Source organism: Pseudaquabacterium pictum (genome assembly GCF_005403045.1).
Lineage (GTDB): Bacteria > Pseudomonadota > Gammaproteobacteria > Burkholderiales > Burkholderiaceae_C > Pseudaquabacterium > Pseudaquabacterium pictum.
Genome location: NZ_BJCL01000006.1, coordinates 215,366 through 236,936 on the forward strand (window position 1 = coordinate 215,366; position 21,571 = coordinate 236,936).

The window sequence follows — 21,571 nt, forward strand, 5'->3', positions numbered from 1 at the left end:
CAAGTGCGCGGGGATCCGCCCGCTGTCTGGGGCTGCACACACGGGTCGATCCGCCCGATTGTCCTTGCAGACCGCCATGCCACCGTTGGTTCCACGCCCGCCCCCGGCTGCCGAACGCCCGAACCGCCGGGTGCGTGTGCCGCTGCTGCTGTGGGCGCTGGTGCCGGCCCTGGCGGTGGTGGCATTGGCCGCCTACGCCGTGCAGTCCGGCCGGGCGCTGCATGAGCGCCGCGCCGAGCTGCTGACGCAGAACCTGGCCAATGCGCTGCACCACAGCGTGGCCTCCGACATCGAGAAGCTCGACATCGCCCTGGTCATGCTGGCCGATCAGGCGCAGCAGCAGCTGGCTGGCCGCGGCCTGGATCTGGCGGCCCTGGGCCGGACCCTGCAGGCCCAGGTGCAGCGCCACCCCGAGCTGGGCGGCATCCGCATCGTCGATGCCAGCGGCACCACCCTGGTGGGCGAGAACATCCCGGGCCAGCCGCCGCTGAACTTTGCCGACCGCGACTGGTTCCTGCAGCAGCGCGACAACACGGGTGGCAGCCTGGTGATGAGCGCGCCGCTGCGCAACAAGCTCGAAGCCGCCTGGGTGGTGTCGTTCAGCCGGCGCATCACCGACGCCCAGGGGCGCTTTGCCGGCGTGGTGAGCGCCGCCCTGCCGCTGGATGTGCTGCAGCAGCAGCTGCGCGCGGTCGACGTCGGGCCCAACGGCGTGGTGATGCTGCGCGACCGCGAGCACCGCATGCTGGTGCGCCACACCAGCGAGGCCGGCCCCGCGGTGATGTCGGTGGGCAGCCGCGAGATGCCGGCCGTGCTGCGCCAGGCCATGGACAGCGGCGCCGTGCAGGCCACGGTGCAGAACGTCCCCACGCCCGACGGTTTCGTGCGCACCATCAGCTTCAGCACCATCGCCAATGCCCCGCTGCGCGTGGTGGTGGCCCTGGCCGAGCAGGACTACCTGGCCGACTGGCACCGCGAGCGCCGGCTGGTGGCGGCCGCCACCGGCGCCTTCCTGCTGCTGTACGGGACCGGCCTGGCCCTGCTGTGGCGGGCCTCGGTGCGCGAGCGCCACGCGCGCCAGCGGCTGCGCCTGCTGGCCGATGCCTTCGAGCATGCCGGCGAGGCGATCTCGATGACCGACACGGCGCACCGCATCATCGACGTGAATCCCGCCTTCGAGCGGCTGCACGGCTGGTCGGCCGAGGAACTGATCGGCCGGGAGATCCAGCCGCTGCGCATCGACCCGCCCGGCCAGGCCGTGGACGACGACATCCGCGAGGCGCTGACGACCACCGGCAGCTGGCGCGGCGAGCGCCTGGGCCGCCACCGCGACGGCCACACCTTCCCGCTGTGGGTGACGGTGACCGCGGTGCGCGACCGCCATGGCCAGCTGGTGCGCCACATCGGCAGCGCCATCGACATCACCGACCGCAAGCGCGACACCGACCGGCTGGCGATCAGCCACCAGGCGCTGCAGGCGATCAACCAGGGCGTGGTGATCGCCAACCCCCTGCAGGACATCACCGAGACCAATGGCGCCTTCTGCCGCATCACGGGCTACAGCGAGGCCCAGGTGCTGGGCCGCAACTGCCGTTTCCTGCAGGGCCCGGGCACCGACCGCGCCATGGTGGCGCAGATGCGCCAGGCCATCGATGGCCGCACCGAGTTCTTCGGCGAGGTGCTGAACTACCGCCAGGACGGCGAGCCGTTCTGGAATGAGCTGAGCATCGCCCCGGTGTTCGGGGCCGATGGCCAGCTGATCCACTTCATCAGCACCATGCGCGACGTGACCGAGCGCCGGCAGGCCGCCCAGGCCCTGCTGGCCGCGCAGCAGGGCCTGCAGGAGGCCCTGCGGGTGGCGCGCGCCGGCAGCTACCACCTCGACACCACCACCGGCCGCTGGACCAGCAGCGAGACGCTGGACGCCATCCTCGGCATCGACGCCAGCTATGTGCGTGACGTGCAGCACTGGGGTGCGCTGATGGCCCCGGGCCACGAGGCCCGCGTGGCCCGGCACTACAGCGATGTGCTGGCCCGCCACGATGCCCGCTTCGACCTGGAGTACGAGATCATCCGCCCGTCGGACGGCGGGCGCCGCTGGCTGCATGCGCTGGGCCAGGTCACCCGCGATGACCAGGGCCGGCCGCTGGCGGTGAGCGGCCTGATCCAGGACATCAGCGAGCGCAAGGCCACGGCGCTGGAGCTGGAGCGCCACCGCGCCCACCTGGAGGAGCTGGTGGCCCTGCGCACGCAGGAGCTGGACGCCGCCCGCCTGCAGGCCGAACAGGCCAACCGCGCCAAGAGCGACTTCCTGGCCAACATGAGCCACGAGATCCGCACGCCGATGAACGCCATCATTGGCCTGAACTACCTGCTGCGCCGCGACGGCAGCACGCCCGAGCAGGCGGCCCGGCTCGACAAGATCGACAGCGCCGGCCAGCACCTGCTGGCCATCGTCAACGACATCCTCGACCTGTCGAAGATCGAGGCCGGCCGGGTGCAGCTGGAGCACGGCAACTTCCACCTGTCGGCGGTGCTGGACCATGTGCAGTCGATCATCGCGGAATCGGCCCGCGCCAAGGGCCTGCAGGTGCAGGTGCAGCGTGGCGAGGTGCCCGGCTGGCTGCGCGGCGATGCCACCCGGCTGCGCCAGGCGCTGCTGAACCTGGCCAGCAATGCGGTGAAGTTCACCGAGCACGGCAGCGTGACGCTGCAGACCGAGCTGCTGGACAGCAATGACGACCTGCTGCGGCTGCGCTTCTGGGTGCACGACACCGGCATCGGCATCGCACCCGACCAGCAGGCGCGGCTGTTCGTGCCCTTCGAGCAGGCCGACCACACCATCAGCCGCCGTTACGGCGGCACCGGCCTGGGCCTGGTGATCACCCGCCGCCTGGCCGAGCTGATGGGCGGCGATGCCGGTGTGACCAGCACGCCCGGCCTGGGCAGCAGCTTCTGGTTCACCGCCTGCCTGCAACGCGGCCATGGCCCGATGCCGGTGCAGAGCGCGCCGTTGGCCGCCAGCGCCGAGCAGCAGCTGCGCGAGCGGCACCGCGGCGCACGCGTGCTGCTGGCCGAGGACAACGCCGTCAACCGCGAAGTGGTGCTGGCCATGCTGCATGCGGTGCACCTGGCGGTGGACGTGGCGGTGGACGGCGCCGATGCGGTGGCCCAGGCCGCCGTCGGCCAGCAGGACCTGGTGCTGATGGACATGCAGATGCCCGGCATGGACGGGCTGGAGGCCACCCGTGCCATCCGCGCCCTGCCGGGCTGGGCGCAACGGCCCATCCTGGCGCTGACGGCCAATGCCTTCGACGAGGACCGGCTGGCCTGCAGCGTGGCCGGCATGGACGACTTCATCGCCAAGCCGCTGGACGTGGACCTGCTCTATGCCGCGCTGCTGAAATGGCTGGACGCCGCCGGCGCGACCGCCGCGGTGCCGCCGTCCGAGGCCCTGCAGCCGCAGCCCTGGCAGGCGCCGCTGCCGCCGCCGGCACCGCCCGGCGCGGCCGCCCAGCGGCTGGCCGACCTGCCGGGCCTGGACATGGTGCGCGGCGTGGCCCTGCTGCGCGGCCGCAGCGACAAGTACGTCGCGCTGCTGCGCCGTTTTGTCGACTGGCATGCGATGGATGCCACCCGCATCGCCCAGGCCCTGCAGCGCGGCGAGATGGCGCAGGTGCGGCAGCTGGCCCATGCGCTGTACGGCGCGGCGTCCACGCTGGGGGCCGACGCCATCGCCGCTGCGGCGCGCCATCTGGAGCGGCCCGACCTGCCGGCCGGCGCCGCCGGCGCCGAGGCGGCCCAGCAGGCTGCGCTGGACGCCCTGCGCGCCGGCCTGGCCGGTCTGGCGCAGGCGCTGGACGAGACGCCTGCCACGGCGGCCACCGCTGAGACGGTGGCCTGAGTCAGCACTCGACGATGTTGACCGCCAGACCGCCGCGGGCGGTCTCCTTGTACTTGGTCAGCATGTCGGCGCCGGTCTCGCGCATGGTCTTGATCACCTGGTCCAGGCTGACGAAGTGGCTGCCGTCGCCGCGCAGCGCCATGCGGGCGGCGTTGATTGCCTTGACCGACGCGATGGCGTTGCGCTCGATGCAGGGGATCTGCACCAGGCCGCCCACCGGATCGCAGGTCAGGCCCAGGTGGTGCTCCATGCCGATCTCGGCCGCGTTTTCCACCTGCGCCGGCGTGCCGCCCAGCACCGCGCACAGCGCGCCGGCGGCCATGCTGCAGGCCACGCCCACCTCGCCCTGGCAGCCCACCTCGGCGCCGGAGATGCTGGCGTTCTCCTTGTAGAGCAGGCCGATGGCGGCGGCCGTGAGCAGGAAGTCGATGACACCGGCCGGCGTGGCCTGGGGCACGAAGCGGCTGTAGTAGTGCAGCACCGCCGGCACGATGCCGGCCGCGCCGTTGGTGGGTGCGGTGACCACGCGGCCGCCGGCGGCGTTCTCCTCGTTCACCGCCAGCGCGTACAGGTTCACCCAGTCCAGCACCTGCAGCGGGTCGCGCAGGGCCTGTTCCGGGTTGGCGCACAGGGCGCGGTGCAGCGCGGCGGCGCGGCGCTTGACCTGGAAGCCGCCCGGCAGCGTGCCATCGGTGCGGCAGCCGCGGGCCACGCAGTCCTGCATCACCTGCCAGATGCGCAACAGGCCGGCGTCGATCTCGGCGTCGGTGCGCCAGTGCCGTTCATTGCGGCGCATCAGGCCGGCAATGCTGGTCTGTTCCCGTTTGCACAGCGCCAGCAGCTCGGCGCCGCTGTGGAAGGGCAGCGGCAGCGCGGTGGTGTCGGGCGCGATCACCTTCTGCCGGGCACCGTCGGCCGCCACCTCGTCGCTGACCACGAAGCCGCCGCCCACCGAGTAGTAGCAGCGCTCGGCCAGCAGCGTGCCGGCGCTGTCCCAGGCCTGCAGGCGCATGCCGTTGGCATGGAAGGGCAGCGTCTCCCGGCGCCAGAACTTCAGGTCGGTCTTCTCGTCGAAGCCGATGGTCGGGCCGCCGGGCAGGGCGATGGCCTTGGCCTGGCGCACCTGGCGCAACAGGCCGGGCACGGCGTCCACGTCCACCGTGTCGGGCGCCTCGCCCAGCAGGCCCAGCAGCACCGCCTTGTCGCTGCCATGGCCCTTGCCAGTGGCGCCCAGGCTGCCGTACAGGTGGCACGCCACCCGCGCCACGCCGGGCAACTGGCCGTCATGCGCCAGCCGCTGCACGAACAGCCGTGCCGCCCGCATCGGCCCCACGGTGTGGCTGCTGCTCGGCCCGATGCCGATCTTGAAGAGGTCGAAGACGCTGATGGCCATGGCGCATGCTAAGGCGGACGCGGCACCGGCGGTCAGTCGCGCGGCAGGTCCGCCGCCAGACGCCAGCCGGGGGTGTCCACTGCCAGCGGTTCGCCGGTCGCAGCGGCCAGGCCCAGCCCGGCCAGATGGCGCTGGGCATCCTCGCGCTCGGAGCGCACGCTGACGGGCTGGGCGATCGCCCAGCGCACCATGGCCACGCCGGTGCCGGTGTCGCCCAGGGCCGCCAGCACCACGCCAGCGGTGGACAGGCACTGCACCAGCAGCGGCAGGGTGCCGATGGCATGGGCGATCGCCAGGGCGGCATGCACGTCGGCCAGCGCGCCGCGCTGGCGGTGCAGCCGGGCCGTGCCTCGGGCCCGGGCCAGCCAGGCCGCGGCCTCGATCATCGGCGGCCCCAGCCGCTGGGCGGACGCCACGGCCTGCGCGGCCCAGCGCGTGGCCGCATCCAGGCGGCCGGCGCTCTCGTGCACCAGCGCGAGGTTGACCAGCAGATAGGGTTCGTCCTCCAGCCGCTGGGTCTGCCGCGCCACGGTCAGGCCCTCGTGCAGCATGGCCAGCGCCTCGTCGTGGCGGCCCAGCAGCCGCAGCAGGTTGCCGCTGTTGTTGAGCAGGTACAGGTGGCCGTGCAGCTGCCCGGTGGCCCGCACCCCGGCCAGCGCCTCGGCCGATGCCGCCAGCGCGGCTTCGTAGTGGCCCAGCACCTTCTCCGCCAGCGCCACCCGGCCGAGCGCACGCCAGACCTCGCGCCCATCGCCGCCGGCACGGGCCAGGGTCAGCATCTGGGCAAACGCGGCCCGGGCCCCGACGTTGTCGCCGCGCAGCCACTGCAGGTTGCCCGCGGTGCCACAGGCCTGCATGCGCAGGGGCTCGAAACCCCAGGCCGTGGCCAGGGCCTCCAGACGCTGGTTGGCGGCGGCGGCGGCATCCAGCGCACTGCCGGCCAGGTGGCAGCGGGCCTGTCCGGCCTCCAACTGGGCCAGCAGGTGCGCCGCGGTGCGCTGGCCGGTCGTCGGCGCCGCCGGTACGGCCTCCGGCACGACGCCCGGGCCCACCAGGGCCAGCGCCGCCTGCAGCGCTGCCAGCGCCTCGCGCCACTGCGCGCGCTGCAGCAGCGCATCCGGGTAGGCCGTGGCCAGCTGGTCGAGGACCGGCAGGTCGCCCTGGTCCAGGGCCCACTGCCAGGCGGCCTGGGCGTGCGGCAGGGCGGCGGCCAGGGCCTGGCTGTCGCGCCCCAGCACGGCCGCCACATGGCGGGCATGGCGTGCCTGCAGCGCCGAAGCGTCGGTGACCAGCGGTGCGGCCAGGCGCCGCAGCAGCGGATGCAGTGAGAACTGGCCCGCGTCGTCCACCTGCAGCAGCGAGCGGTCGACCAGGGCCGCCAGCACCGGCAGGGGTGCCGGCAGCACCTGGCGCGCCAGCGCGCGCTGGCAGGGGCCCGGCAGCGCGGCCAGCTGGGCCAGCACCCGCTGCTCGGCCGGTCCCAGCATCCGCCAGCTGCGCTCGAAGGCCGCCCGCACGCCGCGCTCGCCAGGTGCGGACGCATCCAGCAGGTCCAGCGAGGCGGCCAGTTCCTCCCGCATGGCCTGCACCGGCATCAACCGCCGCCAGGCGGCCAGCAGCTCGATGGCCAGCGGCAGGCCGGCCACCTCGTGCAGCAGGTGCACCACGGCGGCGGCTTCGGCGCCGAGCTGGAAGTCGGCGCGCGCCGCCAGGGTGCGCAGCTCGAACAGCTGGACGGCATCGTTGGCGCGCAGCACTTCGGGGTCGGTCTCGTCCAGATCGGGCAGTGGCAGCCCGTCCAGCGGCAGCCGCCACTCGCCGGCCACGCCCAGGGGTGCGCGCGCGGTGGCCAGCACCTGCAGATTCGGCACGTCGGCCAGCAGCGTGGCCAGCGGTGCGGCCAGCGGCAGGTGCTCGCAGTTGTCCAGCACCAGCAGCCGCGCTGGGCTGCCGAGTGCGCGCGCCAGTGCCACCCAGGGCGGCAGGGTGGCGTCGAGCGGGCGGCCGCAGGCGCCGGCGATGCGCGCGGGCACGGCTTCGGTGCCGGTCAAGTCCTCGAGCGGCACCCAGGTTCCGGCCAGACTGGCGAGCAGGGCACGGGCCAGCGCGCTCTTGCCCACGCCCGGCGGACCCAGGAGGGTGAGCACCCGGCAGCCCGGCGTGGCCAGACGCTGGCGGACCAGCGCCTGCTCCTGCCGGCGTCCCACCACCCCCGGTGCGGGCACCGGGGCTGGCATGGCGCTGCGGTGCAGGTCGTCGGCCAGCTGGCGCACGGCGGCCGACGGTTCCAGCTGCAAGGTCGCCGACAGGCGGTCGGCATAGGCGGTCACCGCGGCGCGGGCTGCATCGCCTCGGCCCAGCGCCTGCTGCGCCCGGGCCAGCGCCTGCAGCGCCAGCTCGTCCAGCGGGTCGAGCCGCAACAGCGCCTCGGCCAGCCGCAGCAGCGCGGCCGGCTGGTCGGCCAGTTCGGCCAGGCGGCAGGCGCAGGCCTCCTGCCAGCGGGACTGCAGGCGCAGGCGCTCGGCGTCCAGCCAGTCGCGCGATGCAGCCGGCCAGGCGGCGTCCAGTCCCTGCAGCAAGGGGCCACCGTAGGCGGCCACCGCCTCGTCATGCCGACCGGCGTCGCAGGCCGCCTCGAAGCGCAGCAGGTCGGAATCGGGTGACCAGCGCAGCAGCTCACCACGCTGGTCGATGGCGCCCACGCCATCCACCTTGCGCGCCAGGTGGATCACCTTGCGCAGGTTGCTGCGTGCGCTGTCGAGGTCGCGGTCGGGGTAGAGCTGGTCGGCCAGGACATCGCGGTGCAGCCAGTCGCGGCGGCAGGCCAGCAATGCCAGCAGGCCGTGGGCGCGGTCTGGCCGCAGCGGCACGGTGCGATCGGGCAGCAGCAGCGCCGGCGGCCCCAGCAGGCGCAGCGACGGCACCACCTGCGGCGCTCCGGACGGATCGGCGGTGGACATGGCGCGGGAGTATCGCGGCGGCGAAACGCCGGCGAAACGGCCGCTGCCTAAGGTTGTCGCCTGGCTGGTGGAGCCAGCCGCCCTTGAAAGGACCAGGCGATGATGTTGCACCGACTTCTGCCACCGCTGAGCCTGCTGTTGCTGGGCACCGGGCTCACCGCCTGCGGCGGCGGCGGCGACGCGGACACGGCTGCACCGCTGCTGGCCGGTGTCCGGGTGGTCAGCCCGCTGCTCGATGATGCGGGGGGCTTGCATGCCGGCGACCCGGCAGCGGTGCCTGCCGATCCCGCCGCCCGCGCGCAACGGGCGCACCACGCCACAGCCGACCAGGCTGCCCAGCTGGAGGCGGCGCTGGGCGCGCAGGCCATTCCCGTGCGGGTGGACTGTGCGGCCGACGTGGCCGCTGCGGCCAGCCTGGCGCTGGCGCAGGCCCAGGGGCTGCAGCTGGAGCACCACCTGGACGTCGCGGCACCGGTGCTCGTGCGCGGCTGCGATCCGCGCGTGGCCGCCCGCGTGGCCGACCATCTCGCCGCCCACGGCCACACCCGGGTCTTCGTGGTGGCGGCATGAGGCCGGCCATGCTGCCCACCGAGAACGGGACCGACCACCACGGCCGGCCCTTGCACGCACCGCGCCCGGTGTTGTGGACGCGGGCCCGCTACCTGGTGCTGCTGACCTGGAGCTTCACCTTCTTCAGCTCGGTGCGGGTGTTGTCCTACCTGCCCACGCTGTGGGCCATCCATGCCAGTGGTGACTCGGGCCAGCATTCGCTGCTGACCTGGAGCACCTGGCTGGGCGCCAACCTCACGATGGCCGCCTGGCTGCATGAACACAACGACCGGCGTGCCAACCGCGCCGTGGCGGTGAACCTGGCCAATGCGCTGATGTGCGCGCTGACCGTGGCGCTGATCGCCTGGTACCGGTTCTGAGGACGGCCGCCGCGGCGGCCTGCACGGTCAGTCGTCGGCGTAGTCGCTGACCGGGATGCAGCTGCAGCTCAGGTTGCGGTCGCCCCAGACGTTGTCGACCCGGCCCACCGGCGCCCAGTACTTGCCGGCTTTCAGCGAGGCCAGCGGATAGGCCGCCTCGCTGCGGCGGTAGGCATGGGCCCAGTCGTCGGCGCTGACGGCCGCGGCGGTGTGCGGCGCGTTGACCAGCGGGTTGTCGTCGCGCGGCCAGGTGCCGGCTTCCACCTGGGCGATCTCGCCGCGGATGGCGATCATCGCGTCGCAGAAGCGGTCCAGCTCGGCCAGCGGCTCGCTCTCGGTCGGCTCGACCATCAGCGTGCCGGCCACCGGGAAGCTGAGCGTGGGCGCGTGGAAGCCGTAGTCGATCAGCCGCTTGGCCACGTCCTCGGCGCTGATGCCGCTGCTGTCCTTGAGCTTGCGCAGGTCCAGGATGCACTCATGCGCCACGCCGCCGCCCTGCAGGCCGGCGATGCCGCCGGAGAAGTGGATGTCGTAGTGCCCGGCCAGGCGTGCGGCCACGTAGTTGGCCGACAGGATGGCGATCTCGGTGGCGGCGGTGAGCCCCTCGCTGCCCATCATGCGCACATACATCCAGCTGATCGGCAGCACCGCGGCATTGCCCAGCGGCGCGGCCGACACCGCGCCCACTTCATGGCCCGCAGGCGGCTCGGCGCCGCAGGTGCCGCCCGCCTGACCCGAGGCGCGGTGCGCCGGCAGGAAGGGCACCAGGTCGGCCACCACGCACACCGGGCCCACGCCCGGGCCGCCGCCGCCGTGCGGGATGCAGAAGGTCTTGTGCAGGTTGAGGTGGCTGACATCGCCGCCGAACTCACCCGGCGCGGCCACGCCCACCAGGGCGTTCATGTTGGCGCCGTCCACGTACACCCGACCGCCGTGGTCGTGCACCATCTGGCAGAGCGCCTTCACCTGCGTGTCGAACACGCCGTAGGTGCTGGGGTAGGTGATCATGATGCAGGACAGGTTGGCGCTGTGCTTCTCGCACTTGGCTTGCAGGTCGACGAGATCCACATTGCCCTGGCTGTCGCACTTGACCACCACCACCGTCATGCCGGCCATCTGCGCGCTGGCCGGGTTGGTGCCGTGGGCCGATTCAGGGATCAGGCAGATGTTGCGGTGGCCCTCGCCGCGCGACGCATGCCAGCCGCGGATGGCCAGCAGGCCGGCATATTCCCCCTGCGACCCGGCATTGGGCTGCAGGCTGATGCCGGCATAGCCGGTGGCCTGGCTGAGCCAGCCGCACAGCTGGTCGTTCAGCAGCGCATAACCGGCACGCTGCGCGGCCGGCGCAAACGGGTGGATGTTGGCGAACTCCGGCCAGGTGATGGGGATCATCTCGCTGGTGGCGTTCAGCTTCATCGTGCAGCTGCCCAGCGGGATCATGCTGCGGTCGAGTGCCAGGTCCTTGTCCGACAGGCTGCGGATGTAGCGCAGCATCTCGGTCTCGCTGTGGTGGCGGTTGAACACCGGGTGCGTCAGGAAGGCGCTGCTGCGGCGCAGTGCCGGCGGGATCAGGCTGTCGATCGGCTGGTCGAACAACGCCGCATCGGGCAAGGGCTGGCCCGGCTGGGCGAACACCGCCCACAGTGCCTGCACGTCGGCGCGGGTGCTGGTCTCGTCGAGGTTGATGCCCAGCATGGTGTCGCCCCACTCGCGGAAGCGGCGCAGGTTCATGCCGGCGGCCTCGGCGCGGGCGGCGATGGCCTCGGTCTGGTCGCCGGTGTGCAGCGCAATGGCATCGAAGCCGCAGGCATTGCCGACGTTGACACCCAGTTGCTGCAGGCCCTTGGCCAGGACGGCGGTGAGCCGCGCCACCCGCTGCGCGATGCGCTTCAGGCCCTCGGGTCCGTGGTAGACGGCGTACATGCTGGCAATCACCGCCAGCAGCACCTGGGCGGTGCAGATGTTGCTGGTGGCCTTCTCGCGGCGGATGTGCTGCTCGCGGGTCTGCAGCGCCAGCCGGTAGGCCGGGTTGCCATGGCTGTCGATGCTGACGCCCACCAGCCGGCCGGGCATGCTGCGCTTGAACTCATCGCGGCAGGCCAGGTAGGCGGCGTGCGGGCCGCCGTTGGCCATGGGCACGCCGAAGCGCTGGGTGTTGCCCACCACGATGTCGGCGCCGTATTCGCCCGGCGGCACCACCAGGGTCAGCGCCAGCAGGTCGGCGGCGACGATGAAGGCGGCTTGCGCGGCATGGATGCGCGCGGCATCGCCGCGCAGATCGTGCAGGCTGCCGTCGGTGGTGGGCACCTGCACCAGGGCGGCGAAGTAGTCGCCGCCATCAAGCAGGCTGTCCCACTCGGTGGCCGAATTGGCCAGCATCACCTGCAGGCCCAGCGGCGCGGCGCGGGTGTGGATGACCTCCAGCGTCTGCGGATGGCAGTCACCCGCCACCACGATGCGGTTGCTCTTGCTGCGCACGCTGCGCTTGGCCAGCGTCATCGCCTCGGCGGCGGCGGTGGCCTCGTCCAGCATGCTGGCGTTGGCGATGGCCATGCCGGTCAGGTCGCAGACCATGGTCTGGAAGTTGACCAGCGCCTCCATGCGGCCCTGCGAGATCTCGGCCTGGTAGGGCGTGTAGGCGGTGTACCAGGCCGGGTTCTCGAGGATGTTGCGCAGGATGACGCCCGGCGTGTGGGTGCCGTGGTAACCCTGGCCGATGAAGCTCTTGAGCACCTGGTTCTGCTGGGCGATGCCGCGCAGTTCGACCAGGGCCTGGGCCTCGGTCACCGGCGCCGGCAGGCGCATCACCTGGCTGCGGGCGATGCTGGCCGGCACGATGGCCTCGATCAGCGCGCGGCGGCTGGCCGCGCCGATCGCGCTGAGCATGTGCGCCTCGTCGGCCGCATCGGGCCCCAGGTGGCGGGCGGCGAACTCGGCCGGGTTCTCCAGCTCGGACAGGGGGACTTGGGCGGCTTGCAGCATGGCGGTGGTGCTCAGGGCAGAAGGGTGGGGCAGGTCAGAGGGTCTTGAGCAGGGCGTCGTAGCCCGGCGGGTCCATCAGTTCGTCGAACTGGGCCATGTCGGTCACCTTGACCTTGAAGAACCAGCCTTCGCCCATCGGGTCGCTGTTGGCGAGGGCGGGGTTCTCGCGCAGGGCCTCGTTCACCTCGACCACCTCGCCGGTCACCGGCATGTAGATGTCGGCGGCGGCCTTCACGCTCTCGACCACGCCGGACACCTCGCCCTTGGCGTAGCTGCGGCCCACCTCGGGCAGGTCGACATAGACCACGTCGCCCAGCGCATCCTGCGCATGCAGGGTGATGCCGACGACCGCGGCCTCGTGGTCCTCGATGTTGATCCATTCATGGTCGGCGGTGAACTTGGTGGTCATGCGGGGGCTCCTCTTCGGGGACAGGTGTTGAACGGAATTCAGCGGTGGTAACGGTGGGGCGTGAACGGCATCGGGCTCACGCGCATCGGCAGGCGCTTGCCGCGCACCTCGGCATACACCTCGTGCTGCAGGCCGGCGTGGTTGACGGCCAGGTAGGCCATGGCGATGGGCTCGAACACCGTCGGGCCCAGCGTGCCACTGGTCACCCGGCCCAGCGGCGAGCCGTGGGCGTCGACGATGGCGGCGCCTTCACGCACCGGCACCTTCTCCAGCCCGACCAGGCCCACCCGCTTGACCGCCACGCCCACCGTCAGGTGGCCGTCGATCACGCTGGAGCCGGGGTAACCGCCGGCGCGGGCGCCGCCCGGGCGGCGGATCTTCTGGATGGCCCAGGTCAGGCCGGCCTCGATGGGCGAGGTGCGGGTGTCGATGTCGTGGCCGTACAGGCACAGGCCGGCCTCCAGGCGCAGGGTGTCGCGTGCGCCCAGGCCGGCGGGCTGTACCTCGGGCTGGGCCAGCAGCGCGCGGGCCAGGGCCACGGCCTGGTCGGCGGGCACCGAGATCTCGAAGCCGTCCTCGCCGGTGTAGCCCGAGCGGGTGACGAAGCAGGCCGTGCCGGCCAGCTCGAAGTCACCACCGGTCATGAAGCTGAGCGTGGCCACGCCGGGGTTCAGCCGCTGCAGCGCCACCACCGCCTTCGGGCCCTGCAGCGCCAGCAGGGCGTGGTCGGGCATGGGCACCACCTGGCAACGGTGGCCGATGTGCGTGATCAGGTGCCGGGTGTCGTCGACCTTGCAGCCGGCATTGACCACCAGGAACAGGTGGTCGGCGCGGCGGGTCACCATCAGGTCATCCAGCAAACCGCCCTGGGCATTGGTGAAGAAGGCGTAGCGCTGCTTGTCCACCGGCAGGTCGATGATGTCCTGCGGCACCAGGCTTTCCAGCGCGGCGGCCGCATCGGCGCCGCGCAGCTGCAGCTGGCCCATGTGCGAGACATCGAACAGCGCCGCCCCGTCGCGGCAGTGGCGGTGCTCGGCCAGGATGCCGGCGGGGTACTGCACCGGCATGGCATAGCCGGCGAAGGGCACCATCTTGGCGCCCAGTTCGACATGCAGGGCGTGCAGGGGCGTGTGGAGCAGCGGGGCGTTGTCAGCAGACATGCGGAGCTTTCGAGGGCAGGACCAGACCCCAACCGAGTGGGGGGATGCCCTCGCTGTCCGCTTTACCTGAGAGATTGGCCGCCGCGCCTGTGCCACGGTGGCTTGCCCCTTCGGTGGACGGGCGCCCGCCTTGCGGCCTGGCCCGTCTCTCTCCAGACGAGGAACGCCGCGTTGCCGGGGCGCCGACCAGTCCTTTTGCCTGAGCGTTCGAGCCTTGCGGCCCTGCGCCTTCGGCGGCTTCTCGCGAAGCTCTCTCCTGGTCGAAATCCAGTGTAGCAGCCCGGCCTATGATGGCGTCATGCACCCTGGCCCGGACGACGCCCTGACGCTGCGCAGGATCCTGCAGCAAGCCAAGACCATCGCCGTGGTCGGCCTGTCGGCCGAGTGGCACCGGCCCAGCTACTTTGCCGCGGCCTACATGCAGGGCAAGGGCTACCGCATCCTGCCGGTCAACCCGCGGCAGGCCGGCGGCACCATCCTGGGCATGCCCTGCGTGGCCCGGCTGGAGGACATCGCCGAGCCGGTCGACATCGTCGACGTGTTCCGCAAGACCGACGACGTTGGCCCGGTGGCGGCCAGCGCCATCGCCATCGGCGCGAAGTGCCTCTGGCAGCAGATCGGGGTGGTCAACCTCGCGGCCGACGCCGCCGTGCGCGCCGCCGGGCTCGACAGCGTGATGAACCGCTGCGTGAAGATCGAGCATGCGCGGCTGTTCGGCGGCCTGCACTGGGCGGGTGTCAACACCGGCGTGGTGTCGGCGCGCCGCCGGGCCTGAAGGACGAGCATGACGGACCGCATCTTCCAGCCCGAGACCCTGGCCATCCATGCCGGCCAGGTCCCCGACCGCGAGACCGGCGCCCGCGCGCTGCCGATCTACCAGACCACCAGCTTCGTCTTCGACAGCGCCGACCATGCGGCCGACCTGTTCAACCTGGCCACCTTCGGCAATGTCTACAGCCGGCTGAGCAACCCCACGGTGGCCGCGCTGGAAGAGCGCGTGGCCGCGCTGGAAGGCGGCCGTGCCGCGGTGGCCAGCGCCAGCGGCATGGCCGCCGAGGCCATGGCGCTGATGACGCTGCTGCAGCAGGGCGACCATGTGGTGGCCGCCGGCGCGCTGTACGGCGGCACGGTGACCATGCTGGCCGTCAGCCTGGCCAAGTTCGGCATCACCACCACGTTTGTCGATGCGACGCAGCCAAAGGCCTTTGCCGCGGCGATCCAGCCCAACACCCGGGCGGTGTTTGCCGAGAGCCTGGGCAACCCCAGCCTGGCGGTGCTGGACATCGCCGCCGTGGCCGAGGTGGCCCATGCGCACGGGTTGCCCCTGGTCATCGACAACACCGTGCCCAGCCCGTTCCTGTGCAACCCGATCGCGCTGGGCGCCGACATCGTGGTGCATTCGGCCACCAAATACCTGGCCGGCCACGGCACCACGCTGGGCGGGGTGATCGTGGAGAGCGGCAAGTTCCCCTGGGACAACGGCAAGTTTCCCGGCATGACCGAGCCCAGCGCCGGCTACCACGGCGTGAAGTTCTACGAGACCTTCGGCGACTTCGGCTTCTGCATGCGGGCGCGCATGGAAACGCTGCGGGTCTATGGCTCGACGCTGAGCCCGATGAGCGCCTGGCAGATCCTGCAGGGCGTGGAGACGCTGCCGCTGCGCATGGAGCGGCACTGCAGCAATGCGCTGGCGGTGGCCCGGCACCTGCGCAGCCATCCGCGGGTGGGCTGGGTTAACTACCCCGGGCTGGACGACCATCCGCAGCATGCGCTGGTGCAGCGGCAGATGCGGTCCATCGGCGGGCGGCCCGGGGCGTCGGGCTTGCTGTCCTTCGGCGTGAAGGGCGGGATGGCGGCGGGCGTGAAATTCATCGAGTCAGCCCAGTTCATGAGCCACCTGGCCAACATCGGCGACACCCGCACGCTGATGATCCACCCGGCGTCGACCACCCACCGCCAGCTCAGCGATGAGCAGCAGCTGGCCGCCGGCGTGCCGCCCGACATGGTGCGGCTGTCGGTGGGGCTGGAGCACATCGACGACATCCTCTGGGACATCGACCAGGCCCTGGCGGCCAGCGCCGGCGCATGACACTGCAGTGGCCGCTGGTCCGGCGTGCTGCCTGGCGCCTGGTCGCTGCCCTGGCGCTGGCGGGCTGCACCAGCCAGCCGACCGCACCCAGCGCGCCAGACCTGCCGCCGCTGCCCGGCGATGTGGCCCTGGTCACCCACAAGCCCGGCTGGGCCTTCAGCCGCTTCGGCGTGGCCGCCGCCAATCCACTGGCCACCGCGGCCGGGCTGCAGATTCTGCAGGCCGGCGGCAGCGCGGTCGATGCGGCGGTGGCGGTGCAGATGGTGCTGACCCTGGTCGAGCCGCAGAGCAGCGGCATCGGCGGTGGTGCCTTCCTGCTGCACTGGGACGGCCAGGCAGTGCAGGCCTGGGACGGCCGCGAGACGGCGCCGGCGGCGGCCGACGAGCGCCTGTTCCTCGGTGCCGACGGCAAGCCGGTGCCGTTCCAGCAGGCGGTGGTGGGCGGCCGCTCGGTGGGGGTGCCCGGCGCGGTGCGGCTGCTGGAAGCCGCGCACCGCGCCCACGGCCGCCTGCCCTGGTCGCAATTGCTGCAACCGGCCATCGGCCTGGCCGAGCGCGGCTTCGCCGTCAGCGCCCGGCTGCACCAGCAGCTGGCCGAGGAGCAGGCGCTGCGCAGCGACCCCCAGGCCCGCGCCTACTTCTACCGTGCCGACGGCAGCCCGCACCCGGTGGGCACGCTGCTGCGCAACCCGGCGCTGGCCGCCGTGCTGCGCCGCATCGCCGCCGAGGGCAGCGCCGCGCTGCACACCGGCCCGGTGGCCGATGACATCGTGCGCCGGGTGCGTGGCCATGTAGGCGCGCCTGGCCGCCTGGCGGCCGCCGACCTGGCCGGTTATGCCGCCAAGCAGCGCGAGCCGCTGTGCACCGACTGGCTGGCCAGCTACCGCGTCTGCGGCATGCCGCCGCCGTCGTCCGGCCACCTGGCGATCATGCAGATCCTCGGCATCCTGGAGCGCCTGCCGCTGCTGCCCGACCCGCTGCGCGGCGACCAGCCCGGCATGCGCGCCGGAGCACCATCGGCAGACTGGCTGCATGCCTACACCGAGGCCGCGCGCCTGGCCTTTGCCGACCGTGCCCAGTACGTGGCCGACCCCGATTTCGTCGATGCGCCACCCGGCGGCTGGGGCAGCCTGCTGGACGATGCCTACCTGCAGCAGCGCGCCGGCTTGGTGGGCGAGCGCAGCCTGGGCCGCGCCACGCCGGGCACGCCCGGTGGCACCCGCAGCGCCTGGGCACCGATGGCCGACCAGCCCGAGCATGGCACCAGCCACATCAGCATCGTCGACGCCCAGGGCCGGGCGGTGGCCATGACCACCACCATCGAGGCGGTGTTCGGCAGCCGGCTGATGAGCGATGGTGGCACTGGCCTGGCCGGTGGCTTCCTGCTGAACAACCAGCTCACCGACTTTGCGCTGGCGCCCACCGACGCCCAGGGCCGGCCGGTGGCCAACCGGGTACAGCCCGGCAAGCGCCCGCGCAGCAGCATGAGCCCCACGCTGGTGTTCGACCGCCGCACCGGGCAGTTGCTGATGAGCCTGGGCTCGCCTGGCGGGCCGGCCATCATCCACTTCACCGCCAAGACGCTGCTGGGCAGCCTGCCCTGGGGCCTGAATGCCCAGCAGGCCATCGATCTGCCCAACTTCGGCAGCTTCAACGGGCCGACGGTGCTGGAGGCCGGGCGCTTTGCGCCGGCCACCGTGGCTGCGCTGAAGGCCCGTGGCCACACCGTCGTGGAGACCGACCTGCCCAGCGGCCTGCAGGCGCTGCAGCGCACGCCCACCGGCTGGTTCGGCGGCGCCGATCCACGCCGCGAAGGCGTGGTGATGGGCGAGTAGCGCCGCCGCTCAGCGCGCCTTGGGCAGGCGGACCGCGCCGCTGGCCACCAGCGCGGCGATGGCATCCGCGCCGTAGCCCAGTTCCTGCAGCACCTGTGTGCTGTGCTCGCCCAGGCGTGCCGCGCCGCGGGTGGGCGTCATCGCCGTGCCGTCGAAGCGGGCAGCGCTGCGGGCCACCCGCACCCGGTCGCCATCGCCATTGGCCACCAGCACCGCGCAGCCGTTGTGCTGCACCTGCGGATCGGCCAGCAGGTCTTCGCGCTCGTTGATGCGGCCCAGCGCGGCGCCTTCTTCCCGGCAGCGGCGCTCCAGCGTGGCGGTGTCGATCTGGGCGAACAGTGGCGCCAGCACCGCCCGCACCTCGGGGCCATGGTGGTAGCGGGCCACCTGGCTGGCAAAGCGCGGGTCCTGCGTGATGCCGGGCTGGCCCAGGGCATTGCACAAGGCCTGGAACTCGGCCTGCTGCGGCACCATCGTGGCCACCCAGCCGTCGGCGGTGCGCCAGGGCCGCTGGGTGGCGCCGAACTCGGGGAACGCCGGTGGTGCGTTGTCCACCCACACATGGTTGTACAGCGCGTCGGGCCACTGGAAGGCGACGGTGGCGTCGAGCATCGCCACCTCCACCCGGCTGCCGCGGCCGCCATGGCGCAGGCGGTCGAACAGCGCGGCGGTGATGGCCTGGGCGGCCGTGAGGGCCGTGACCTTGTCGCTCACCGTGCTGGCCAGGATCACCGGCGCGCCGGTGGCCGGGTCACGCTGCGAGCAGGCCAGCCCACCCAGCGCCTGGATCACCGCGTCGTAGGCCTTGTCCTGCCCGCGTGGGCCATCGGGTCCGAAGCCGGTGATCGACACGCGGATCAGCGACGGGAAGCGTGCCGCCAGGTCATCGTCGGCCAGGCCCAGGCGGGCCATCACCCCGGGGCGGAAGTTCTCCACCAGCACATCGGCCCGGGCCAGCAGCGCATGCAGCACGCCGATGGCCTCGGGCGATTTCAGGTCCAGCGCCAGGTTGCGCTTGCCGCGGTTGGCCGCCACGTAGCTGGCCGCCAGGTCGCCCTTGGCCGGGCCGATGAAGCGGGTGGTGTCACCCTCGGGCGACTCGACCTTGATGACCTCGGCGCCCTGGTCGGCCAGCAGCGCGGTGGCCATGGGGCCGGAGAACACGGCCGACAGATCGACGATGCGGATGCCTTGCAGGGGTGCGGTCATGGCGGGGTTCTGGAATGCAGCAGGGCCCACATGATGGACCCTGCGGCGTGCGGCCGAAGCCGCCACGGTGACGCGCTCGATCAGCGACCGTACACCTTGCCGAAGAGAATCCAGGTCTTGCCATCGAAGCGGGCCAACTGCTCCCGCTCGATCGGGTAGAAGTCGTCCGCGGCGGTCTTGATGTTCACGCCCGGCAGCAGCATCGGCAGGTTCAGGTCCAGGCTGGCGGCCTGCTTCATCACGTTGTCGCGGGTCAGGTTGTCGCCGCACTGCTTGAGCACCTGCACCAGGGTCTGCGCCACGTTGTAGCCGTAGACGTTGAATGCATCGGTCGGGTTGCCGCTGGGGTAGTACTTCTTCATCCAGGCGGCCCAGTCCTTCATGCCGGGGTCGTTGGCGAACTGCGGGTCGGTCGGGTCCTTGGCATACAGCGTGGTCAGGATGTCCTTGGAATTGTCCAACCCCGCCGGCTGCAGCACAGCGCTGACCGAGGCCGACACGCTGTTGAGGTAGTGCACCGGCTTCCAGCCGACCTCGGCCATCTTCTTGATCGCCTGCGCCGCGAACTTGGGCGTGGTGATGTTGAAGAACACATCGGCGCCCGCGGCCTTCATCGAGACGATCTGGCTGTCGATGGTCGGGTCGGTCACCTCGTAGGTGACCTTGCTGACGATCATGCCCTTCTTGTCGCCCAGGCCGTCCTCGAAGCCCTTGAAGTAGTCCTTGCCGTAGTCGTCGTTCTGCATCAGCACGGCGATCTTGGCGTTGGGCTTGGTGTCGAGGATGTGCTTGGCGAAGATCGCGCCCTCGGTCTGGTACGGCGGCTGCCAGCCCATGGTCCAGGGGAAGTTCTTCGGATCGCCCCACTTGGTGGCGCCGGTGGCCACGAAGAGGTGCGGCACCTTCTTGCTGTTCATGTACTTCTGGATGGCGGTGTTCGGCGGCGTGCCCAGCGGGTTGAAGACGATCAGCGCCTCCTCCTCCTCGACCAGCTTGCGCGCCTGCTCCACCGTCTTGGCCGGGTTGTAGCCGTCGTCCAGCGCAAGGTACTTGATCTTGCGGCCGTTGATGCCACCTTCGGCATTGACCTTGTCGAAGTAGGCGCCGATGGCCTTGCCGATGGTGCCGTAGGCCGACGCCGGGCCCGAGTAGGGATGGATGGACCCGACGCGAATCTCCTTGTCATCGGCACCGGGGTCGTACTTCTTTTGGGCCAGCACCGTGCCGGCTGAAGACAACAGGGCCAGGGTGGCCAAGATCAGCGCGCGTTTGTGCAGAAGCATGGTGCGTGTCTCCAGTCGGGTTGTGGGAGTTGCGATTCAACGCCCGCCGTCCACCCGCGCCGCAGAGGATGAACCCGTACGCACAAAGAAAAAGGGCCTGCAAACTGCAGGCCCTTTCGAGCTGGGGCCAGCGGCGCGCGCCGGCGCCGTGATCAGCGGCCGTAGACCTTGCCGAACAACTGCCAGGTCTTGCCGTCGAAGCGGGCGAGTTGCTCGCGCTCGATGGGGTAGAAGTCGTCCGGGCCGGTCTTCACGTTCACGCCGGGCAGCAGCATCGGCAGTGTCATGTCCAGACTGGCCGCCTGCTTCATGATGTTCTCGCGGGTCAGGTTGTCACCCGCCTGCTTGAGCACCTGCACCAGGCCCTGCGACACGGTGTAGCCGAAGGTGTGGTTCACGTCCTTGATGTCGGCGTTGGGCATGTACTTCTTCATGAAGGCCACGAAGTCGTCCCATTCCTTGCCCTTCTGGAACTGCGGATCGGTCGGGTCCTTCAGGTAGCTGGCGGTGATGATGCCCACGCCGTTCTCGGCGCCTGCCGGGATCATGACCGTGCCAACCGAGGCCGACACGCTGTTCAGGTAGTGGGTGGGCTTCCAGCCGATATCCGCCGCCTTCTTGATCGCCTGCGCCGCGAACTTGGGCGTGGTGATGTTGAAGAAGGTGTCGGCACCGGTGCCCTTCAACGACACCATCTGGCTGTCGATGGTGGGATCGGTCACCTCGTAGCTGATCTTCGAGACGATCATGCTCTTGGCCTTGTCGCCCAGTGCGTCCTCGAAGCCCTTGAGGTAGTCTTTGCCGTAGTCGTCGTTCTGGTACAGGATCGCGATCTTGGCGTTGGGCTTGGTCTCGAGGATGTGCGTGGCGAACACCTTCGACTCGCTCTGGTAGTTGGGCTGCCAGCCCATGGTCCAGGGGAAGTTCTTCGGGTCGCCCCACTTGGTGGCGCCGGTGGCGACGAACAGCTGCGGCGTCTTCTTGCCGTTCATGTACTTGTGGATGGCGCTGTTGGGCGGGGTGCCCAGCGTGTTGAAGACGAAGAGCACTTCTTCCTCTTCCACCAGCTTGCGGGCCTGCTCCACGGTCTTGGCGGGGTTGTAGCCGTCGTCCAGGCTGATGAAGTTGATCTTGCGGCCGTTGATGCCGCCTTCATCGTTGATCTTGCTCATGTAGGCGGAGATCGCCTTGCCGATCGCACCATAGGCCGACGCCGGGCCCGAGTACGGGCTGATGCCGCCGATCTTGATTTCCTTGTCGGTCGCGCCGGTGTCGTACTTCTTCTGGGCCAGGGCGGCGCCGCTGACCAGCAGCGAGGCCAAGCCCGCCACGGCAAGGGTGAGGGGGTTCAATCGCATGGTGCAAGGTCTCCTATGGAGGGTGGTCAGGTCAAAACGATGAAAGCGCCGGCAACGATG

At 71.3% G+C, this 21,571-nt stretch carries 14 protein-coding genes and 2 riboswitches; of the genes, 6 read left to right on the forward strand and 8 right to left on the reverse strand.

Annotated features, from left to right (window positions below; translation table 11 throughout):
- Positions 1–76 precede the first annotated feature (76 nt).
- On the forward strand, positions 77–3,904 hold the full coding sequence (locus FFT10_RS13680; RefSeq protein WP_137733386.1) for a PAS domain S-box protein: 3,828 nt from the start codon (positions 77–79) through the stop codon (positions 3,902–3,904).
- Between the two features lies 1 nt (position 3,905).
- Here the strand turns inward: FFT10_RS13680 and FFT10_RS13685 are convergent, their stop codons facing one another.
- Both FFT10_RS13685 and FFT10_RS13690 read right to left on the reverse strand, forming a co-directional pair.
- Positions 3,906–5,297, reverse strand: coding sequence for an L-serine ammonia-lyase (locus tag FFT10_RS13685; RefSeq protein WP_137733387.1), 1,392 nt, complete (start codon positions 5,295–5,297; stop codon positions 3,906–3,908).
- 32 nt (positions 5,298–5,329) lie between these two features.
- Positions 5,330–8,257 (reverse strand): ATP-binding protein, encoded by a 2,928-nt coding sequence (locus FFT10_RS13690; protein ID WP_162520792.1) that lies wholly within the window; start codon positions 8,255–8,257, stop codon positions 5,330–5,332.
- Between the two features lie 99 nt (positions 8,258–8,356).
- Between FFT10_RS13690 and FFT10_RS27790 the strand changes: the two genes are divergently transcribed.
- Positions 8,357–8,827: a hypothetical protein gene (locus FFT10_RS27790; RefSeq protein WP_162520793.1), complete on the forward strand. Its 471-nt coding sequence runs from the start codon at positions 8,357–8,359 to the stop codon at positions 8,825–8,827.
- Between the two features lie 8 nt (positions 8,828–8,835).
- Positions 8,836–9,186: a hypothetical protein gene (locus FFT10_RS13700; protein ID WP_137733390.1), complete on the forward strand. Its 351-nt coding sequence runs from the start codon at positions 8,836–8,838 to the stop codon at positions 9,184–9,186.
- A 27-nt stretch (positions 9,187–9,213) separates the two neighbouring features.
- Here the strand turns inward: FFT10_RS13700 and gcvP are convergent, their stop codons facing one another.
- The 3 genes from gcvP to gcvT are packed head-to-tail and all read right to left on the reverse strand — an operon-like array spanning position 9,214 to position 13,737.
- Positions 9,214–12,168, reverse strand: a complete 2,955-nt coding sequence (gene gcvP / locus FFT10_RS13705; RefSeq protein WP_137733391.1) for an aminomethyl-transferring glycine dehydrogenase — start codon at positions 12,166–12,168, stop codon at positions 9,214–9,216.
- A 34-nt stretch (positions 12,169–12,202) separates the two neighbouring features.
- Positions 12,203–12,577: a glycine cleavage system protein GcvH gene (gene gcvH, locus FFT10_RS13710; protein WP_137733392.1), complete on the reverse strand. Its 375-nt coding sequence runs from the start codon at positions 12,575–12,577 to the stop codon at positions 12,203–12,205.
- A 38-nt stretch (positions 12,578–12,615) separates the two neighbouring features.
- Entirely contained in the window at positions 12,616–13,737 is a 1,122-nt protein-coding gene (gene gcvT / locus FFT10_RS13715; protein WP_137733393.1) for a glycine cleavage system aminomethyltransferase GcvT, read from the reverse strand.
- Between the two features lie 43 nt (positions 13,738–13,780).
- Positions 13,781–13,904: riboswitch (glycine riboswitch) on the reverse strand.
- A 10-nt stretch (positions 13,905–13,914) separates the two neighbouring features.
- Positions 13,915–14,006, reverse strand: a riboswitch (glycine riboswitch).
- 29 nt (positions 14,007–14,035) lie between these two features.
- Between gcvT and FFT10_RS13720 the strand changes: the two genes are divergently transcribed.
- Genes FFT10_RS13720 through FFT10_RS13730 form a run of 3 tightly spaced genes read left to right on the forward strand, consistent with a single transcriptional unit; the run spans position 14,036 to position 17,661 of the window.
- Positions 14,036–14,512 (forward strand): CoA-binding protein, encoded by a 477-nt coding sequence (locus FFT10_RS13720; protein WP_137733394.1) that lies wholly within the window; start codon positions 14,036–14,038, stop codon positions 14,510–14,512.
- A gap of 9 nt (positions 14,513–14,521) precedes the next feature.
- On the forward strand, positions 14,522–15,826 hold the full coding sequence (locus tag FFT10_RS13725; protein ID WP_137733395.1) for an O-acetylhomoserine aminocarboxypropyltransferase/cysteine synthase family protein: 1,305 nt from the start codon (positions 14,522–14,524) through the stop codon (positions 15,824–15,826).
- On the forward strand, positions 15,823–17,661 hold the full coding sequence (locus tag FFT10_RS13730) for a gamma-glutamyltransferase family protein (RefSeq protein WP_137733396.1): 1,839 nt from the start codon (positions 15,823–15,825) through the stop codon (positions 17,659–17,661). The genes FFT10_RS13725 and FFT10_RS13730 overlap by 4 nt, the downstream gene beginning before the upstream one ends.
- 9 nt (positions 17,662–17,670) lie before the next feature.
- Here the strand turns inward: FFT10_RS13730 and FFT10_RS13735 are convergent, their stop codons facing one another.
- From FFT10_RS13735 to FFT10_RS13745, 3 genes are all read right to left on the reverse strand, one after another.
- A complete protein-coding gene (locus tag FFT10_RS13735) occupies positions 17,671–18,870 on the reverse strand; it encodes a CaiB/BaiF CoA transferase family protein (RefSeq protein ID WP_137733397.1) in 1,200 nt (399 codons plus the stop codon).
- An 80-nt stretch (positions 18,871–18,950) separates the two neighbouring features.
- On the reverse strand, positions 18,951–20,153 hold the full coding sequence (locus FFT10_RS13740) for an ABC transporter substrate-binding protein (RefSeq protein ID WP_137733398.1): 1,203 nt from the start codon (positions 20,151–20,153) through the stop codon (positions 18,951–18,953).
- Positions 20,154–20,305: 152 nt separating this feature from the next.
- Positions 20,306–21,511, reverse strand: a complete 1,206-nt coding sequence (locus tag FFT10_RS13745; RefSeq protein ID WP_137733399.1) for an ABC transporter substrate-binding protein — start codon at positions 21,509–21,511, stop codon at positions 20,306–20,308.
- Between the last annotated feature and the right edge of the window lie 60 nt (positions 21,512–21,571).

What these genes read in the sequence shown, in the direction of transcription:
- gcvT (WP_137733393.1), bottom strand. Translation starts at nt 13,737, where the DNA reads ATGTCTGCTGACAACGCCCCGCTGCTCCACACGCCCCTGCACGCCCTG.
- FFT10_RS13690 (WP_162520792.1), bottom strand. Translation starts at nt 8,257, where the DNA reads ATGTCCACCGCCGATCCGTCCGGAGCGCCGCAGGTGGTGCCGTCGCTG.
- FFT10_RS13700 (WP_137733390.1), top strand. Translation starts at nt 8,836, where the DNA reads ATGCTGCCCACCGAGAACGGGACCGACCACCACGGCCGGCCCTTGCAC.
- gcvH (WP_137733392.1), bottom strand. Translation starts at nt 12,577, where the DNA reads ATGACCACCAAGTTCACCGCCGACCATGAATGGATCAACATCGAGGAC.
- FFT10_RS13680 (WP_137733386.1), top strand. Translation starts at nt 77, where the DNA reads ATGCCACCGTTGGTTCCACGCCCGCCCCCGGCTGCCGAACGCCCGAAC.
- gcvP (WP_137733391.1), bottom strand. Translation starts at nt 12,168, where the DNA reads ATGCTGCAAGCCGCCCAAGTCCCCCTGTCCGAGCTGGAGAACCCGGCC.
- FFT10_RS27790 (WP_162520793.1), top strand. Translation starts at nt 8,357, where the DNA reads ATGATGTTGCACCGACTTCTGCCACCGCTGAGCCTGCTGTTGCTGGGC.
- FFT10_RS13730 (WP_137733396.1), top strand. Translation starts at nt 15,823, where the DNA reads ATGACACTGCAGTGGCCGCTGGTCCGGCGTGCTGCCTGGCGCCTGGTC.
- FFT10_RS13735 (WP_137733397.1), bottom strand. Translation starts at nt 18,870, where the DNA reads ATGACCGCACCCCTGCAAGGCATCCGCATCGTCGATCTGTCGGCCGTG.
- FFT10_RS13745 (WP_137733399.1), bottom strand. Translation starts at nt 21,511, where the DNA reads ATGCGATTGAACCCCCTCACCCTTGCCGTGGCGGGCTTGGCCTCGCTG.
- FFT10_RS13720 (WP_137733394.1), top strand. Translation starts at nt 14,036, where the DNA reads ATGCACCCTGGCCCGGACGACGCCCTGACGCTGCGCAGGATCCTGCAG.
- FFT10_RS13725 (WP_137733395.1), top strand. Translation starts at nt 14,522, where the DNA reads ATGACGGACCGCATCTTCCAGCCCGAGACCCTGGCCATCCATGCCGGC.
- FFT10_RS13685 (WP_137733387.1), bottom strand. Translation starts at nt 5,297, where the DNA reads ATGGCCATCAGCGTCTTCGACCTCTTCAAGATCGGCATCGGGCCGAGC.
- FFT10_RS13740 (WP_137733398.1), bottom strand. Translation starts at nt 20,153, where the DNA reads ATGCTTCTGCACAAACGCGCGCTGATCTTGGCCACCCTGGCCCTGTTG.